This window comes from Coleofasciculus sp. H7-1 (assembly GCF_057473865.1).
The window spans coordinates 1-16,698 of record NZ_JBYCCT010000086.1 but is presented as its reverse complement, the minus strand read 5'-3'; the positions used below and the strand labels follow the sequence as shown (position 1 = coordinate 16,698).

At 48.2% G+C, this 16,698-nt stretch carries 16 protein-coding genes; 7 read left to right on the top strand and 9 right to left on the bottom strand.

Annotated elements, in window-relative coordinates; genetic code table 11:
• Positions 1 to 161: 161 nt before the first annotated feature.
• Complete coding sequence (locus AC2VDX_RS24840; RefSeq protein WP_378181156.1) at positions 162 to 521, top strand: DUF952 domain-containing protein; 360 nt, start codon at positions 162 to 164, stop codon at positions 519 to 521.
• 215 nt (positions 522 to 736) lie between these two features.
• On the opposite strand, the gene crtB is transcribed toward AC2VDX_RS24840, so the two are convergent.
• Both crtB and pds read right to left on the bottom strand, forming a co-directional pair.
• Positions 737 to 1,666 carry a 15-cis-phytoene synthase CrtB gene (crtB, locus tag AC2VDX_RS24835; RefSeq protein ID WP_378181159.1) on the bottom strand — a complete coding sequence of 310 codons (930 nt, stop codon included), beginning with the start codon at positions 1,664 to 1,666 and terminating at the stop codon, positions 737 to 739.
• 125 nt (positions 1,667 to 1,791) lie between these two features.
• On the bottom strand, positions 1,792 to 3,225 hold the full coding sequence (gene pds, locus AC2VDX_RS24830; RefSeq protein WP_378181374.1) for a 15-cis-phytoene desaturase: 1,434 nt from the start codon (positions 3,223 to 3,225) through the stop codon (positions 1,792 to 1,794).
• Positions 3,226 to 3,888: 663 nt separating this feature from the next.
• On the opposite strand from pds, the gene AC2VDX_RS24825 reads away from it, so the two are divergent.
• Positions 3,889 to 4,992, top strand: a complete 1,104-nt coding sequence (locus AC2VDX_RS24825; protein WP_378181162.1) for a chemotaxis protein CheB — start codon at positions 3,889 to 3,891, stop codon at positions 4,990 to 4,992.
• Entirely contained in the window at positions 4,965 to 5,522 is a 558-nt protein-coding gene (locus tag AC2VDX_RS24820) for a chemotaxis protein CheB (protein ID WP_486928258.1), read from the top strand. Before AC2VDX_RS24825 ends, AC2VDX_RS24820 begins: the two co-directional genes overlap by 28 nt.
• A 322-nt stretch (positions 5,523 to 5,844) precedes the next feature.
• Here AC2VDX_RS24820 and AC2VDX_RS24815 read toward each other — a convergent pair whose 3' ends face one another.
• Together AC2VDX_RS24815 and AC2VDX_RS24810 are read right to left on the bottom strand one after the other, a co-directional pair.
• Positions 5,845 to 7,419: a DUF1565 domain-containing protein gene (locus AC2VDX_RS24815; protein ID WP_378181168.1), complete on the bottom strand. Its 1,575-nt coding sequence runs from the start codon at positions 7,417 to 7,419 to the stop codon at positions 5,845 to 5,847.
• A gap of 165 nt (positions 7,420 to 7,584) precedes the next feature.
• Positions 7,585 to 8,133, bottom strand: a complete 549-nt coding sequence (locus tag AC2VDX_RS24810) for a DUF2808 domain-containing protein (protein WP_378181171.1) — start codon at positions 8,131 to 8,133, stop codon at positions 7,585 to 7,587.
• Between the two features lie 171 nt (positions 8,134 to 8,304).
• Here AC2VDX_RS24810 and AC2VDX_RS24805 point away from each other — a divergent pair, with 171 nt between their 5' ends.
• From AC2VDX_RS24805 to AC2VDX_RS24795, 3 genes are all read left to right on the top strand, one after another.
• Positions 8,305 to 9,279: a hypothetical protein gene (locus tag AC2VDX_RS24805; RefSeq protein ID WP_378181174.1), complete on the top strand. Its 975-nt coding sequence runs from the start codon at positions 8,305 to 8,307 to the stop codon at positions 9,277 to 9,279.
• Positions 9,280 to 9,433: 154 nt separating this feature from the next.
• A complete protein-coding gene (gene rpmF / locus AC2VDX_RS24800) occupies positions 9,434 to 9,610 on the top strand; it encodes a 50S ribosomal protein L32 (protein ID WP_378181177.1) in 177 nt (58 codons plus the stop codon).
• Positions 9,611 to 9,736: 126 nt separating this feature from the next.
• Positions 9,737 to 10,330, top strand: a complete 594-nt coding sequence (locus AC2VDX_RS24795; RefSeq protein ID WP_378181180.1) for a sulfite oxidase-like oxidoreductase — start codon at positions 9,737 to 9,739, stop codon at positions 10,328 to 10,330.
• A 105-nt stretch (positions 10,331 to 10,435) separates the two neighbouring features.
• On the opposite strand, the gene AC2VDX_RS24790 is transcribed toward AC2VDX_RS24795, so the two are convergent.
• Together AC2VDX_RS24790 and AC2VDX_RS24785 are read right to left on the bottom strand one after the other, a co-directional pair.
• A complete protein-coding gene (locus AC2VDX_RS24790) occupies positions 10,436 to 11,815 on the bottom strand; it encodes an aldehyde dehydrogenase (RefSeq protein WP_378181183.1) in 1,380 nt (459 codons plus the stop codon).
• Between the two features lie 78 nt (positions 11,816 to 11,893).
• On the bottom strand, positions 11,894 to 13,033 hold the full coding sequence (locus AC2VDX_RS24785) for a hybrid sensor histidine kinase/response regulator (protein WP_378181186.1): 1,140 nt from the start codon (positions 13,031 to 13,033) through the stop codon (positions 11,894 to 11,896).
• Between the two features lie 609 nt (positions 13,034 to 13,642).
• On the opposite strand from AC2VDX_RS24785, the gene AC2VDX_RS24780 reads away from it, so the two are divergent.
• Positions 13,643 to 14,077 (top strand): hypothetical protein, encoded by a 435-nt coding sequence (locus tag AC2VDX_RS24780; RefSeq protein WP_378181188.1) that lies wholly within the window; start codon positions 13,643 to 13,645, stop codon positions 14,075 to 14,077.
• Positions 14,078 to 14,236: 159 nt separating this feature from the next.
• On the opposite strand, the gene ureC is transcribed toward AC2VDX_RS24780, so the two are convergent.
• The 3 genes from ureC to AC2VDX_RS24765 are packed head-to-tail and all read right to left on the bottom strand — an operon-like array spanning position 14,237 to position 16,550.
• Entirely contained in the window at positions 14,237 to 15,967 is a 1,731-nt protein-coding gene (gene ureC / locus AC2VDX_RS24775) for an urease subunit alpha (protein ID WP_378181191.1), read from the bottom strand.
• Between the two features lie 27 nt (positions 15,968 to 15,994).
• Positions 15,995 to 16,207, bottom strand: a complete 213-nt coding sequence (locus tag AC2VDX_RS24770) for a DUF1349 domain-containing protein (protein WP_378181195.1) — start codon at positions 16,205 to 16,207, stop codon at positions 15,995 to 15,997.
• A gap of 31 nt (positions 16,208 to 16,238) precedes the next feature.
• Complete coding sequence (locus AC2VDX_RS24765) at positions 16,239 to 16,550, bottom strand: urease subunit beta (protein ID WP_378181198.1); 312 nt, start codon at positions 16,548 to 16,550, stop codon at positions 16,239 to 16,241.
• Positions 16,551 to 16,698 lie beyond the last annotated feature (148 nt).

Sequence of the window (16,698 nt, the reverse complement as noted above, 5' to 3'; positions counted from 1 at the left end):
GTGGAAGTAAATAAAGGTCTACCTCTTACCAATTAGATCAGGACTTACGCAACATCACCACATCTGAGGGCAACCACAGGGGGATTGCCCCTACAAAACGCTATATGTATAAGCTTTGCGTAAGTCCTGAGATTTTAAAATAACAATTTTTGGAAAATTTCATGAGTATTATTTTGCACATCACGAAGCGCGAACAGTGGGAAGAAGCAAAATCAACTAAAAAATATTGCGGCGATACGTTGGAATCGGAGGGTTTTATCCACTGCTCAACTCCAGAGCAAGTTATCAAAGTAGCGAATAGCTTTTTTCATTCCCAAAGTGGCTTAGTTCTGCTGTGCCTTGAATCGGAGGAAATTGAGGCAGAAATCCGATATGAGGGATTAGACGAAGGAGAACGTTTTCCTCATATCTATGGGGCTTTAAATATCACTGCTGTGGTGCAAGTGCTGGACTTCTATCCGGGGGAAGATGGCTGCTTTGAATTGCCGCCAGAAATTGCTGATGGTGCTGACAAGGCTTGAAGAACGGGAGCGTCCTCGTGAGCAGCATCAGTTGCCCATTAGAGGCGACCTGAACCGCATCCCTGATTGATTTCAGACTTTCAAGCGATTTGATAGGAGCAAGTCCGTTTATCGATCGATCGATAAACGGACTTGAAATCGGGAATCGCTAATCCCAAACAGCATAGGGTTTCCAGACATGAGTTGATTTTCCTCTGGTTGTCGCTACCACAGAGTTATAGCACCTGCGCCCTCAACCAAGCGGCTGGCAAACTCAGCAGCTTGCGGGGAGTCGGGACGTAAGCTCTGGTGCTAAATACATCGTACTGATTGCGTTCAATCCGATCGAGAATCTGGCTGTAGAGGATTAAAGCCGCCGCGACGGGCCAACGAGCGTCGGAACTAAGGGCACCGATCCCCTGTTCGGCTTCAGCGTAGAATTTGCGTGCCCGTTGAATTTGGAAACGCATCAATTCGCACCATCGCTCATCGACCACGCCATTCATCAGATCCTGTTCGGTGTAGTTAAATAACGCTAATTCTTCGAGGGGCAGGTAAATGCGACCCCGACGGGCGTCTTCTCCGACATCTCGCAGGATATTGGTGAGTTGGTTGGCGATGCCGAGGGCGATCGCTTCCGAGGTGGGAACATAAATCTCTTGATGGCGCTTCCAGGGTGCTGTATACGGTTCCGTATCGACACCCATCACCGCAGTAGACATCAACCCCACCGTACCGGCAACCCGATAGCAGTAAAGATTGAGTTCCTCAAACGTCTCGTATCGGCTGCGGTATAGATCCATTCGCTGACCCGCAATCATATCCCGAAATGGTTGAATATCCATCGGGAAGCGTTTCAGCGTGTCTACCAAAGCCACATCCGGATCGTCTAGGGGTTCGCCAGCAAAGACAGATTCTAGCTGTTTTTCCCACCGATCCAAAGTTTCAGGAGTCGTAATCGCGGCTGTGGCACCGTCCACCAGTTCATCGGTGCGACGACACCAAGCGTAAATTGCCCAGATGGCACGACGCTTGGCTGCTGGCATCAGCAGCGTACCCAGATAAAACGTCTTTGCGTACTTAGCCGTAATCTGGCGACAGAGTTGGTAAGCGTCCTCTATTGAAGCCAGCGTTCTCATGCGCGGGAAATTAGACAGTTGCAGCATTCAGTACAGGCACCAGAGATTGTCAGTTGTCCGTTGTCAATTGTCAATTGTCCTGAGTCTGTTATTCTTCGGTAGCAGGTAATAGATAGTCAGAGATTTGGGAGTAGACTCTTTCCCCCTAACCATTACCCACTAACGACTAACGCCTGATCGATGACCGTTGACGATTGATCGGTGACTACTGACGACTGACTGCTCACAATTGCCTGCGCTGTCAGCTTACCAGAAAGTACGGCACCTTCCATACTCGCTAGATAACGCTGCATCGTGTAATCACCCGTCAAATAGAAATTTGCAATCGGTGATTCCTGGGAGGGACGGTATTGCTGACACCCTGGAGTTGCCTTGTAGACTGAACGAGGCGTTTTGACAACGTGATATTTCAGCAACTTGGCTGGGTTTTCTCCCCCAAAATGGTCGGGGAAAAGTTTTTCCAATTCGGCGACGGTGGCGTCTACAATTTCCCCATCAGATTTGCCAATCCAATCCTTTGCCGGTGCCAGCACCAGTTCCAGCATTGAGCGGTGGGGGTTAGCATATTCGCGACAGGTGTTGCTCATGTCCGCGTAGACACTAAGCAAGGGCGATCGCGAAAACAGCAGATGGTCGATCTGAGTTAATTTTCGGTCAAACCACAGATGCACGTTGATCACCGGCACACCCTCTAAGCCGTCTAGCTTTTGGAAATACTCCATCTGACGCCACTGTTGGGGTAACATCACCTTCAGGGGGTCAACGGGCATCGCCGAAACGTAAGCATCCGCCGTTATTATTTCATCCGCAGCACCATTCAACCCGCGAATCAGGAATCCCCGCACCGTGCCATCGGCGTTGAGCAAAAATTCCTTAATCGGCATATTCAACCGCACTTCCCCACCGCGCTCGGTGATGTAATCTACCATTGGCTGACACAACCGCTCGGTCGGGGAACCGTCCAAAAAGGCCATTTTTGAGCCATTCTTTTCCTGAAGGAAGCGATTGAGAGCGGTCAGCAATATCGTGGCAGAAATTTCATCCGGGTTAATGAAGTTCAGTGCCTTGGACATGGCAATGAAAACTTCTTTTTCTACCCGTGGGGGGATGTTTTGCTTTTTCATCCATTCCGACCACGAGTATTTATCCATCGCCTCAACGTATTTTTGCCCCTGAATCATCGCCGGAATTAAACCAATCCCGAAGCGAATTTTTTCAGGCCAAGTCAACATATCGTTGTTGCCCAGAATCGCTGTGACGCCATTAAATGGTGCCGGAATGTCCGGAAAGTCAAAGCGAGAATAAGTACCGGGGGCATCGGGTTGGTTGAAGATCATTGTGTGTTCTTTCCACTGCAACCGATCTTCAATGCCGAGTTCCTTAAATAGCTGCAACATATTGGGATAAGCCCCAAAAAAGATGTGCAGTCCGGTTTCGTACCAGTCGCCGTCTTCGTCTTTCCATGCTGCCACCTTACCGCCTAGAACGTCCTGACGTTCTAGAACGATGGGAGTGTGACCGGCATCTGTCAAATATTTGGCGCAGGAAAGCCCTGCTAACCCCGCCCCAGCGATCGCAACTCGCATCTGATGGTCTACCTTATAGCTGCTTGCGTGTTTGGTCGCTCTCATTATACGTTGCATTTCGTTACAGAAGATAGCGCTATACCATTGCAAATCTCTGCAAAGTTGTCACCCTCTCCCGCTCGGTGAATACTAGCTGCGATCAGATATCAGATAAGGGCAATTATTAGAAATCATCATGCTAGAGCTTACCTGGCAGGAAAGACCGATGCGTCACGACAACCCCAAGCGGGTTTTAAGAGTCCGCGCAGGCGGACTACCCTCCCTTGAAGGCTAAAGCCTACGTTTTTGTAGCCGCGATTACGAACATCGCCAAGTATTTTTGCAAGAGGTCTACTCTTTGTATTCATGCTCACTTATGAACTTCATACTGGACTCATTCCCCAGCTAGAAGATGGGTGAAACACTAGCAGTTACATTAGTTAGAAGCAAGCCAAAGCTTTGAAAATTCCACTGCCTTGCAAGCTTGACGGCGAAGGCAGAAAATAGCGATTCTCTCAAGAAGATGCTTGGCGGGTGAAGGATAGAGCTTCGCGCCAAGCATATTTTTCCTTGTAGGAATTAGCCAAAACCTATGTAGCTACAATCATCACTGATTGAGCAGAGTTTTCACCCCATTCCATCAATCGGATGGATTTTTCCGCATTGTTCCATGAGGAGAGGCAAATGCCTGGTCACGACATTATCGTTATCGGAGCTTCCGCAGGGGGAGTGGAAGCCTTGACTCAATTGGTCGCTGAATTACCGCCAAATCTTCCTGCTGCGATCTTCATCGTCGTTCACTTTCCAGCTTGGGGTAAGAGTATTCTGCCGCAGCTTTTAAACCGCGAAGGTCCGTTGCACGCAGACCATGCTAAAAACAATGAGAAGATTGAGCATGGGCGGATCTATGTGGCACCGCCAGATTACCACCTGCTGGTGAAACGCGGATACATCCGCCTGGTGCAGGGGCCAAAAGAGAACAACACTCGTCCGGCAGTCGATCCTCTGTTTCGCACCGCAGCGAGGGCGTACAAACGCCGGGTAGTCGGGGTGGTGCTGTCGGGCACTCTCGACGATGGCACGGCGGGACTCATCGATTTGAAGCGGCAAAAAGGTGTGGCTGTCGTTCAAGACCCAACGGACGCCTTTTTTTCGGGGATGCCAAAGAGCGCCATCGAACACGCAGACGTTGATTTTATCCTGACGCTGTCGTTAATTGCCCCTGCTTTAGTGCGTCTAGCCCATGAACCCGTGGCAGAGGAAGGAGCAAGCACCGTGCCTAGCGAAAGCGAATTTGAGATGGATCTCGACATTGTGGAAGTGGATGGAGCCGCTTTACGGCAACGGGGAAAGCCTGGGACTCGCTCAAACTTTACTTGTCCAGATTGTGGCGGTAGTTTGTTCCAACTGAATGAGAGAGGGTTGCTCCAGTACCGCTGTCGCGTCGGGCACGCCTATTCAGCAGAGACTTTGGTAGCGGGGCAGTCCCAGGCTCAGGAGGAGGCGTTGTGGGCTGCAATCCGTTCTCTAGAAGAGCGTGCGGAGCTGATGTATAAGATGGCAAAGTATGCGCGCGATCGCAACAACACCTTGTCAGCACAGCGTTATGAAGCGCAGGCTAAAGAGGCGGAACAACGCTCTGATTTCATCCGGCAAGGGCTTTTCCAAGGTCAACTGCCTGCTACAGTGCAGCTAGCCGCGACTGCGGAACCGAGGGAGAGTGCAGACAGAATTATTCGCACTCCCCTTTCAAAGTGGTGGTGCTGGCGGCATCTGAGGGGGGTTTGAGAGCCTTAGGTCACATTCTGCCTGCCTTCCGCCCGGATTTTCCGGCAGCCATCATTGTGGTGCAGAAACTCGACACTCAGTCTGCCTCCAGTTGGATAACCGACGCCCTAAGTCGCCCCACAACCTTGCCACTCAAGCAGGCACAAGCAGGAGAGCCATTACAACCGGGGATGGTCTACGTGGCTCCTCCAAATCAGCATCTGCTCGTCACCCCGGACGGGACCTTCTGCCTGTCTGGAGCGGTATTCGTGGACTTTGCACGCCCCTCTGCCGACCTGCTGTTGCAGTCACTGGCGGCGAGTTTTAAAGAGCGAGCGATCGCTGTCATTCTCTCTGGGATTGGCAGCGATGGTGCAATCGGGGCGCAGGCAATTCATAAAATGGGTGGATTAGCGATCGCCCAAGATGAAAGTACATCGGAATTTTTTGAGATGCCCCGCGCTGCCATTGCCACGGGAAGTGTAGATTTCGTCCTCCCCCTCAATGAGATCGGGTCTACTCTCGTGAATCTAGTAGTCTCTCAATGTTGACCAGGACTTACGCAAAGCTTATACATATAGCATTTTGTAGGGGCAATCCCCCTGTGGTTGCCCTCAGATGTCGCGCAAGTTGCGTAAGTCCTGGTTTTTTCGGGTTCAATCCCCTGTGGTTGCGGTGGCAAATCAGGACTTACGCAAAGCTTATACATATAGCATTTTGTAGGGGCAATCCCCTTGTGGTTGCCCTCAGATGTGGTGATGTTGCGTAAGTCCTGTTGACTTGAGAAGTAGGGGCGAAAATACCGAACCTAACCCCCAACCCCTTCCCTGGGAGGGAAGGGGAGCCATCTTCAAAGCTTGGGGAGAGGTCAGCTCAAGCAGTCACGATATAGGGCGAGTTGATGGCTGACACTCGCTTGGCATCCACCAAAGCTTGATAAACGATTGCCGCTACTTCCGCCCGCGTCGCATCGCGCGTGGGGTTAAGTTTCTTGAGCGTCGGATGATTGACAACCAGCTGCTTTTGGGCGGCTGTTGCTACCTCATCCTTGGCATAGTCAGGAATGCCCGTGCGGTCATCGAAGAAGTTTAACGCACTGAGAGCGCCCCCCGTTAACTTCAGTCCATTCACCAAAGAAACAATTACTTGGACGCGCTGGACATTCTGGTTCGGTTTGAAGGTTTTGTCGGGAAAACCAGAGAGAAATTCGCCGCGATAGGCTTGTTGAATCGCCTTGAAGCCCCAGAAACTGTCTGCCACATCTTTGAAAGCGATCGCCTCTCGTTTGGCAGTTGGGTTAAAGGCTTTTGTCAATAAGGCGGCATATTGCGCTCGCGTCAGACTGGCATCGGGTCTGAAAGTTTTGTCAGGAAAGCCGCTGATAATCTCTTGCTTCACTAATTCCTGAATAAAAGCCTCAGCCCAATGACCTTTAATATCGGTTAGCTCAACTACTGTAGATCCGCCGCCAGTACCGCCACCAGTACCTCCACCAGTACCTCCACCAGTACCTCCACCAGTACCTCCACCAGTACCTCCACCAGTACCTCCACCAGCCGTGTCAGTGGGAGGAAGCTGATTGTCGAGCAAGTTTATGCTTCCCTTTACTTTGTCGGGATTCATTTGATTTCCTGCCACAACCAGCTGGTTTGAGCTGCTATTTTGTAAATCAAATTTAGTGTTGTACCGCAGGATATTTTTTCCTGCCTCAGTGGTACTGCCCAGATCCGGCAAGGCATTCCCAATCACCGTCACCCCATCGTCAGAGTTTCGTTCGCTCAGATTATTCCGCAGCTTGGGACGAGCATTTCCAGAGATGACAATCCCCGATCGGTTGCCAGAAATTTGGTTATCTATTACCAATGGGGAAGCACTATCGGCAATGCTCATGCCATAACCTGTATTCTGGCAGGTATTGCCTCGAATTTCGCCTTTGGCATTTCCTGCTAGCGAGATGCCATTGCCCAAATTTTTAGTAAATACATTATTGGTAATAACCGGGTTGCCATCACCAGAAACAAAGACTCCCTCGCGCTTGCTATTGGTGAAGGTACAATTGGCAACCGTGGAGCTATTCGATTCAATCCAGACAGCAGTCCCGCGTGTAGCCAGATTGGTAACAGTTACGCCCCGGAGTTGAGCATCATTCGCTAAAGTTACCGTTACATTTTGACCGCCAGAAGAGTTAGGGCTGCTGTAGGTTCCACTTCCTTCAATCAAAATGCCACTGCCTTTATTGGCTTCATTCCCCATAACCTTGACCCCAGGCGGCACCTTGAGGGGAAAGATTTCACCGCTGGCTGCATTGTAGTTCCCGGCTGCCAGTTGAATTGTCGTATCGGATTGTGCTTGCTGGAGAGCTTTGGTAATCGTTTTGAACGGCGCTGACTGGCTGCCAGCAGCGCTATCATTTCCGGTCGCTGGATCGATCAAAAAAGTTTGAGCCATAGTGATATTGAAAGAGGGTAATCGGGATAGATTGCCACAAAAATCTGCAACCACATCAACCGCTTGCAACTTTACCTGTTTTATGCAAGTAATTCCAGCGGTTACATTCTCTATTAGAGCCTATCCGAAAAATTCAGCAATGATGTTTAAGAGAAAGACAAGCTTTTAAAAGGGCGAGTAGAAGTGCAGGCGTCCCACACCCAAATCTAAACCGTAAGCTTTCTCTCCGGCTGGGAAAGCTTTGATTTGGAACAGATAGACGCCGCTACTGAAGGGGTTACGTACCGGCTCAAGACCAATTGTAATGGTTTGACCCGGAGGTACTGGCGGATCGAACGTCACTGAGACGGTGCCTGTTTTGCTGTCTATGGTTACAGATCCTAGGGTTAGCTTCTCACCTTTTTTTCCTGGCTTCCCTTCAAATGCCTCGCTGTCGTCGAGTTTAAATCGAATTTTATCTAATCCCTCGCTCTGGGCGATCGCTACTCGCTGGAGCGGTTCACCAGCATTTTCTGGCAAGCTGACGGTGAAATAATAGGTAGCTCCCCAAACATTAATCCCGTCAAAGGTAGTCGTAGCATTGATTAAGCGAGGCGGTTTTTCAAAGGAAACCGTTCCATCTGCTAGCTGAATCGCTCTAGATGAAGGACTCAAGACTCCCCAAATGCTAGCCATTACCGCTAGGGTTGAGCTGAAAACTAAAAAATAACGCATAGCCAAGTACCAACGACAAGAAAAGATTCATTTACTCGGAACTATTTTGAATTCAATTTTGTCGTTATTTGTGGCAAAATCCCTCTACAGTGGGAGGTAATTCTCATCCATGATGTAGATGAACTACATTTTTGTTGGGCATTATCTTCAAAGTAGGAAGGCTAAAAATCGGTGATTCTAGGGCGGGGCAAAAACCGGGTGGCAACTATGCACAAGTTGGGTTCTGATAGTTTGAACGTTTTATCAGCAATCGAGTTTCAGGGGAGATGGTGGAGTCAGAGGACTGCTAATTTGATGAAGTCTTTTGCTTGCAAGCGAATTGCACCCATTAGTTTAGTGACATTGCTTGGTTGTGGAGGAGCAACTTGGCTGGCGACGGCGGCTTTTGCACCGCAGATTGCCCAAGCTTACACTGCTCGCGCTGAAGTTGCCCTGATCCGTCAGCCAGCAGAAACCTACGAAGGTTTTGTCCGCAGAGCAGAGGTGGTGGCTAGGGCGGCGGCGCAGCGTAGCTTTGACCGCGACATTTTAGTAACCGATGTTGCCGTGATGATTCTAGGGCAAAATCAGGGAGCGATCGCGCCGATTCTTTCTTTAAAAGTAACTCGCGGAGCCTGGAAAAGCCGCCCCGATACTCCTCGCTGGGCAACCTACTTTCCCAATACCAAGTCTTTACTCGGTTTTGTCGATGACGTGACGCCTTCGGATCAGCCCGTTCCCGCTACTGCCGAACCCCCAGCACCCGCAGCACCGGCGACAACTCCCCCACCGACCCTAGTGCCCGGTAACGTTAGGGATGTCACGCCCGGAGCGCCTACAAATACTCCTCAGAACCAGACGCCGGGAACAGCCACTCCCGCAGCTCCAGGTACTCCTCAGAACCAGGCACCCGGAACAGCTGCGCCAACTGCGCCAACTGCGCCAACTGCGCCAACGATTCCCTCTACACCAACGATTCCCTCTACACCAACGATTCCCTCTACACCAACGATTCCGGGCGGTAATGTAAATCCCACTGAGACGATTCCGAATCCTACACAGAACATTCCAAATCCTACACAGAACATTCCAAATCCTACACAGAACATTCCAAATCCCACTACGCCACCACCTGCTGGAACGGGAACCAATGGACAGGGGCTATAACCACCGCGATAACAACCGCGTGAACCTGTCCGCTCATTGCCTCATGGGGAACGAACAAACTTCAGACGGTCTAGGAATTTCGCCCGACTAGATTGAACTGGTCAAGGGATCTCTTAGAATAGGAAGGCTGTAAACGATTGCTGGAGTAACGATCATGGCGGTTCCTAAGAAGAAAACATCAAAATCCAAGCGCGATAAGCGCAAAGCTACCTGGAAGCACAAGGCGACAATTCAAGCTCAGAAAGCTCTCTCGTTGGGCAAATCAATTCTGACTGGGCGTTCTAAGTTTGTGTATCCGGTGCAACAAGAAGAAGAAGCCGAAGAAGAATAATCATCCTAGAGGTTGCTTTTCGTCTCAGCCTGCTAGAATTTCCGAGCGCCTTTGGGCGCTATTTTTGTGGATAAAAAAGTGCATATTAAGAATTAGAGTACACATAACGCCATCTTTACTAGACTCATGCTAGGAAAATTTTTCAAAAAACCAGAATCGGAGCAGAGCGATCGCGTTCCTCCCGGTCAATATCTGACGAAAGGCTTCCCGGTGCTGACCTACGGCAACACTCCCCAGATTGATACTGACAACTGGCAATTTCGCGTCTGGGGTTTGGCAACCGAAAAGACTTTTAGCTTGGCAGATTTCATGGCTCTGCCCCAACATGACTTTACTGCCGATTTCCACTGCGTCACCCGCTGGTCTAAACTCGATGTGCAGTGGACTGGCGTTAAGGTGACAGATTTTATGAAGCTGGTGGAAGTTGACCCGAAAGCCGTTCATGTTATGGAACACTGCTACGGCGACTACACCACGAATATTCCTTTAGAAGACTTTCTCCGGGAAGAAAACTTTTTTGCTCACACTCTATTTGGGGAACCGCTACCTGCAGAACATGGCGGACCGATGCGGCTAATTGTCCCTCACCTCTATGCCTGGAAAAGTGCCAAATGGATTAACGGTTTAGAATTTCTCCGGCAAGAGGAATCGGGTTTTTGGGAGCGCAATGGCTACCATCGGCGGGGAGAACCGTGGGCAGAAGAGCGATATAGCTATTAAGGGAGTGGGGAATGAGAGTTTTGAGTTAGGAGAGAATTCTGTAATTCAAAACTCACCCGTGATAAATCGCGTCTCTACAATTTAAAGCTTTTTCCTCATGACTAATTATTTCATCAGCCACTTCAGGATCTTGAGCTTGTCTTTATAGGGAGCGTATCTCAACTTCACATCAACTAGAAAAGATTTGTTGAGTACGCTTTTTTGATGGGAGAATGTCTCAAAACTTGCTTTGCCGTGATAGCGACCGATGCCGCTCTCTCCGACGCCGCCGAAGGGTAAATCTAGGACGCCAACTTGCATGACGGTATCGTTGATGCAAACACCCCCTGAAGAGGTTTGTTGCAAGACGGTTTGTTGCTTTTGTTTGTCTTTTGAGAAGAAGTAGAGAGCTAAGGGTTTCGGTTTGGCGTTGACAAGAGCGATCGCTTCGTTCAACTCTGTATATTCCAAGACTGGCAGAATCGGACCAAAGATTTCTTCTTGCATTACTGGATCTTCCCAGTCCACTCGATCGATGACGGTAGGAGCAATGTATCGCTCGGATGGATTAGTATCTCCACCAATCATAATTTCACCGCCATCTAAAAATTTACAGAGACGGTTAAAGTGTTTTTGATTAATAATTCTGCCATAATCAGGGCTTTTTTCCGGTTCATCTCCATAAAAATCGTGAATACAATTTTTGATTTGTGCTAACAAATCTCTTTTAATTCTTTTATCTACCAAAAGATAATCTGGGGCAATACAAGTTTGACCTGCATTCATGAATTTACCCCAAACAATTCTTTTGGCGGTGTATTCCAGATGAGTATCGGCATCAACAATACAAGGACTTTTGCCGCCCAATTCTAGGGTGACAGGCGTCAGATGTTTGGCTGCCGCCGCCATAACGATTTTTCCGACTTCGCTGCCGCCTGTAAAAAAGATATAGTCAAACTTTTCTTCGAGTAACTGCTGGCTGGTTTCGATACCGCCTTCTACAACAGCAACTACTTCTGGATTAAAGTATTTAGGGATAATCTCAGCTAACAAATGCGATGTATTTTCAGCAATTTCTGAAGGTTTTAAAATCGCACAGTTACCGGCGGCGATCGCACCCACTAGAGGCAAAATTAGTAGCTGCAAGGGATAGTTCCAAACTCCCACGATCAGAACTACACCCAACGGCTCAGAATAAACCTGAGCTGAGGATAAAAATTGGGTAATCGGTGGCTTTATTTTCTTAGGCTTTGTCCAGTTTTTTAGGTTTTTTAACGCATAATTAATTTCTTCTAAGCAAACTCCTATTTCTGATAAAGCAGCTTCAAATACTGATTTATTCAGATCGGTTTGCAGAGCCTTAAAAATAGCGACTTCATTCTCTAAAAGCGCTTGTTTTAAAAGCTTTAAATGTTGAAGTCTAAATGATATGTCTTTAGTTTTTCCGGTTGCAAAGAACTTTCGTTGCTGAGATACGATGTTACTAACTTTCAGTGGAACGAGCATTTTTTCTCCCATGTTGGATTTTAAATTTTAGATTTTATGCCCTTTAAAATCCAAAATCTAAAATCCAACGGTAAAATTTCATACTTGAGCAGGCAAACGGACTCTAAATAAACTCCCTTTACCGAACTCAGATTTGACCTCAATTGCACCTTGATGAGCTTCCACAATTCTACGCGATAGATGCAGCCCTAAACCACTGCCAGAGCGCTTGTGGTTCCCTTGGCGGAACCGCTCAAATAAAACATTCTGGTCTTCTAGGGTGATGCCAGGGCCTGTGTCGTTAACGTCAATAACGACGGCAGGATTAGCTGAGTTACTTGTATGGGGGGCTATCGACGCATGGACGGCTACGGAACCGCTATCTGTAAATTTGATAGCATTTCCGATTAAGTTAGTTAAAACCCGATGGATTTCCATGCGATCGCCGACTATTTTGCAATCAAGCGGATGATTGTCTGCGCTGTCTTCTAGATCCAGCTTCAAGGTCAGATTTTTTTCCTCTGCTAAGGGGGAAAGTTCTTGGATCACTTCCTGAAGTAGTTTTCGCAGGTCAATAGGCGAGAAGCTCAGGGTTTTACGACCGGCTTCATAGCGATAGACTTCTAACAAAGTATTCACCATCGCCAGCAAGTTGCGGTTGCTGCGATCCATCGTGGCGATCGCTTCTTGCATTCCTGGCGAGAGTTCTCCTAAGGCTCCTTGCCTAAATAGAGCCAGCATCCGCTCTGCGGCGACGATCGGCGTCCGTAAGTCATGGGTGAGCCAAGAAACGAAATCTTCTCGCTGACGGGCAATTTGATCGCGTTCGTCCACACTATGCTTCAGCCGCAGAAGCGATCGCACCCGCGCCAGCAATTCATCGACTTGTACTGGCTTGCGAATAAAATCATCCGCTCCTGTATCTAATCCCTCTACCACGCTGGCGTGATCGTGGGCTGTGATCAGCAAAATCGGGATAAACGGCAACTTAGTATTATCACGGACTCTCCTTGTGACTTCATATCCATCCATCCCCGGCATCATGACATCCAATAACACCAAGTCTGGTGGAGATTGTTCAATCTCGTTTAGGGCAGAACGACCATTTTCCGCCAAGGTAATTTGATATCCCTCTTCTTCTAGAATGGTTTGAACCAAAAACAAGTTATCGGGAGAATCATCCACAACGAGAATGCGGTCAGTTTCACAAGGTTGATTGAGACTCGAATGATTCTTCATGGAAGCGATAGGTTAACAACTCAAGTTTATTGAAATTAATTTTTGTAAATTAATCGGGCATCACGTAACATTCTTTACGCCTAAGGTATCATTTTGCCTCATTCTCCAGAAGGATTCTTGGGCATCTTCATCGAATCTTTGTTTCTTTGGCTTCTATCCAGTGTCTGTACTAGCCAAATGACCTTTGTAACAGAAAATTAATTATAAACCTTAAGTATGACGGTCATAGTTTTCCGTCCTCTGATACATCTGGCTGCTCATTGCTGGAAAGAAAAAGTCGCAGATATATAGTTTATTTACATCTATAAATTAAGTAAAACGGGAAAGATCCGAAGTAGCGAAGTCAATTTCCTACTGCTAATGGATGGGTAGGACAGGTCTTTTGGGCGATCGCGCTCCAGATATGAGTTTGAGTAGTTGGCAATCAGGACAGCTTTATCTACAGGATGACGTGCAGGCGATCGCTTGAAACTCTCCGCCGCTTAGCGATCTGCGCTCTATGTTGACTGCGTTGTTTCCGCAGTCTTTGAATCTTTACGTCTCAGGATAGATTGACCAAACAACTTAATTTCAGGCATCAATAGAAGCACAGATTTAAAGTCGGAAACTATGGCTCGCTTAGCGCCTGAATCTAGTCGAACCATTCGCAAACAACAACGCCCTGATTACCGTCCTTCACCCAAAGTTCCTGTAAAAGTTATAACGGGCATCTACTTTTCTATACTTCTATCTATCTTTCTGGGGGCAGTACTACTGAGCAGTGGCAGGATGACGGTGGGAGGCGTTCCGTTGTCAATTGTGATGAGCTTCTTGAGCGATGAGGCGGCGCGAAATGCTTATTTAGCAGGAGAACCCGCCGCACTTCACGATCGCCTGGAGGTGATGGGAATCGAGGAGCAAATCAAAGAATATTATCGACCTCAAATTTCTGATGAAGCAAAACTAGACCAATACATTCATCAAATTCTGTATGAGCGCACTGGTTACGTGGGGGCACAATACGAGGTGAATTCGCAAGGGGTGTTAGTTTTGAAAAATAGATAAGTAGAGACGCGATTAATCGCGTCTCTACAGGATTAATCGCGTCTCTACAGGATTAATCGCGTCTCTACAGGATTAATCGCGTCTCTACAGGATTAATCGCGTCTCTACAGGATTAATCGCGTCTCTACAGGATTAATCGCGTCTCTCCCACCGATTCAATTAGAATAAAAAGTAGCGTTGCGCTAAGGGAAGAACGGTTGCCGGTTCGCAAGTCAGCAATTCCCCATCGGCTCTGACTTCGTAGGTTTCCGGATTTACTTCCATGTGAGGCAGGGCATCGTTTAATTTCATGTCTCGCTTACTTAGCTTCCGCATACCGCTGACAGCAACGGCGGGCTTTTGTAGCTTAAGCTGAGCGGGAATATTTTTTTCGAGTGCGGCTTGGGAAATAAAAGTTAGAGAAGTGGCAGCGATCGCTCCTCCAAAACTGCCAAACATGGGGCGCATATGTACTGGTTGCGGTGTGGGGATACTGGCGTTGGCATCGCCCATTTGAGCGTAAGCGATCGCCCCCCCTTTAATGACTATCTCTGGCTTGACGCCAAAAAATGCCGGACGCCAGAGGCACAAATCCGCCAGTTTCCCCACTTCCACAGAACCAACATACTGCGAAATGCCGTGAGTAATGGCTGGATTTATTGTATATTTTGCAACATAGCGCTTCGCCCGGAAATTATCTGCCCTTTCTTGCCCCTCTTCTGGTAGGAGAAGGGTTGGGGAGAGGTTCCCGCGCTGCACTTTCATTTTGTGTGCCGTTTGCCAGGTGCGAATGATTACCTCGCCTACACGCCCCATTGCCTGAGAATCAGAGGAAATCATGCTGAATGCGCCCAAGTCGTGCAGGATATCTTCAGCAGCAATTGTTTCCCGGCGAATCCGCGACTCGGCAAAGGCGACATCTTCGGGAATGCTGGGATCGAGGTGATGGCACACCATCAGCATATCCAGGTGTTCGTCTAGGGTATTGACGGTATAAGGGCGCGTCGGGTTGGTAGAAGAGGGCAGGACGTTCGCTTCGCCGCATACCTTGATGATGTCCGGTGCGTGACCTCCACCGGCTCCCTCGGTGTGGTAAGTGTGAATTACGCGATTCTTAAACGCGGCGATGGTAGTTTCTACAAAACCAGCTTCATTTAGGGTATCGGTATGAATGGCTACCTGCACATCATAGTTATCCGCAACGCTTAAGCAAGTATCAATCGTCGCGGGTGTGGTGCCCCAGTCTTCGTGCAGTTTTAAACCCATCGCCCCGGCTAACACTTGTTCTATAAGTCCTTCAGGCTGGCTGCTATTGCCTTTACCCAAGAAGCCTAGATTCACCGGGAAGGCGTCAGCGGCTTGCAGCATTCGGTAAATATTCCACGGACCGGGAGTGCAAGTGGTAGCATTTGTACCCGTAGCGGGGCCAGTACCGCCGCCGATCATGGTGGTGATGCCGGATGCGATCGCTACTTCTATCTGTTGCGGACAAATAAAGTGAATGTGGCTGTCAATCCCGCCAGCGGTGAGAATCATTCCTTCCCCGGCAACAACCTCGGTTCCAGGGCCAATAATAATATCTACGTTGTCTTGAATATAGGGATTTCCAGCTTTACCAATTTTGAAAATTTTGCCATCTTTAATGCCGATATCGGCTTTGACAATCCCCCACCAGTCGAGGATTAAGGCGTTGGTAATCACCAGATCAACGGCACCCTCAGCGTTAGAAATGGGGGATTGTCCCATGCCATCGCGGATGACTTTGCCGCCACCGAATTTCACTTCATCGCCGTAGGTAGTGAAGTCTTGTTCGACTTCGATGAATAATTCGGTGTCAGCAAGACGAACGCGATCGCCTACTGTCGGGCCATAGGTTTCGGCGTAAGCGCGGCGATCCATTCTGTAACTCATCCTTTATTCCTTTAGAGTGGTATATTTTTAACGCAAAGGTACGCAAAGGCTAGCGCCAAGGTACACAGAGTTTTGGGTTATTCTTGGGAAGTCTTTGTTCACTTGTTGATAAAAAAAATGACCGCTATCTGGAATGAACCCGTAGTGAGTCTCGCGCCAAAAATCAGTTTTTACACCGGAAGTGATAGAAATCGTGTCATTTTGGACGTTCCTAATAGGCGGTTCGTTGTCCCATTCCATTGCAGTGCGTTAACTCATATCTATCTAATGTTTATAGCTCAATCGAGCCATTAATTTTGCCATTGAAGCCGTAGACTTGACGGCTACCAACAAAAGGTATTAATTCCACTTCCCGTTCATCTCCAGGTTCAAAGCGGACGGCTGTACCGGCTGGAATATTTAGCCGCATTCCTTTTGCTTGTTCTCGGTCAAAATTGAGTGCTTCATTCACTTCATAGAAGTGATAGTGAGACCCAATTTGAATCGGGCGATCGCCTGTATTTGCTACTTGCAATTTTATCCTAGGACGATCCGCATTCAGTTCTATTTCCCCTGCTTGTACAATCATTTCACCTGGAATCATCTCAACTTCCTATATATATTGTTTTGGCTCTTCATTACTTGGTATGCTAAAAAGTTGATTCCAAAACTTGAAAGGCTTACCTAGCAAGGTATAACGATTTTGGACTGTATTTTCTATTTAATAAACGCTAAATTGGCTTAAATTCATG

Bases quoted from the DNA above. Each gene is read 5' to 3' on its own strand.
- AC2VDX_RS24840 (WP_378181156.1), top strand. From the start codon at position 162: ATGAGTATTATTTTGCACATCACGAAGCGCGAACAGTGGGAAGAAGCA.
- crtB (WP_378181159.1), bottom strand. From the start codon at position 1,666: ATGCTGCAACTGTCTAATTTCCCGCGCATGAGAACGCTGGCTTCAATA.
- pds (WP_378181374.1), bottom strand. From the start codon at position 3,225: ATGCGAGTTGCGATCGCTGGGGCGGGGTTAGCAGGGCTTTCCTGCGCC.
- AC2VDX_RS24825 (WP_378181162.1), top strand. From the start codon at position 3,889: ATGCCTGGTCACGACATTATCGTTATCGGAGCTTCCGCAGGGGGAGTG.
- AC2VDX_RS24815 (WP_378181168.1), bottom strand. From the start codon at position 7,419: ATGGCTCAAACTTTTTTGATCGATCCAGCGACCGGAAATGATAGCGCT.
- AC2VDX_RS24810 (WP_378181171.1), bottom strand. From the start codon at position 8,133: ATGCGTTATTTTTTAGTTTTCAGCTCAACCCTAGCGGTAATGGCTAGC.
- rpmF (WP_378181177.1), top strand. From the start codon at position 9,434: ATGGCGGTTCCTAAGAAGAAAACATCAAAATCCAAGCGCGATAAGCGC.
- AC2VDX_RS24795 (WP_378181180.1), top strand. From the start codon at position 9,737: ATGCTAGGAAAATTTTTCAAAAAACCAGAATCGGAGCAGAGCGATCGC.
- AC2VDX_RS24790 (WP_378181183.1), bottom strand. From the start codon at position 11,815: ATGCTCGTTCCACTGAAAGTTAGTAACATCGTATCTCAGCAACGAAAG.
- AC2VDX_RS24785 (WP_378181186.1), bottom strand. From the start codon at position 13,033: ATGAAGAATCATTCGAGTCTCAATCAACCTTGTGAAACTGACCGCATT.
- AC2VDX_RS24780 (WP_378181188.1), top strand. From the start codon at position 13,643: ATGGCTCGCTTAGCGCCTGAATCTAGTCGAACCATTCGCAAACAACAA.
- ureC (WP_378181191.1), bottom strand. From the start codon at position 15,967: ATGAGTTACAGAATGGATCGCCGCGCTTACGCCGAAACCTATGGCCCG.
- AC2VDX_RS24770 (WP_378181195.1), bottom strand. From the start codon at position 16,207: ATGGAATGGGACAACGAACCGCCTATTAGGAACGTCCAAAATGACACG.
- AC2VDX_RS24765 (WP_378181198.1), bottom strand. From the start codon at position 16,550: ATGATTCCAGGTGAAATGATTGTACAAGCAGGGGAAATAGAACTGAAT.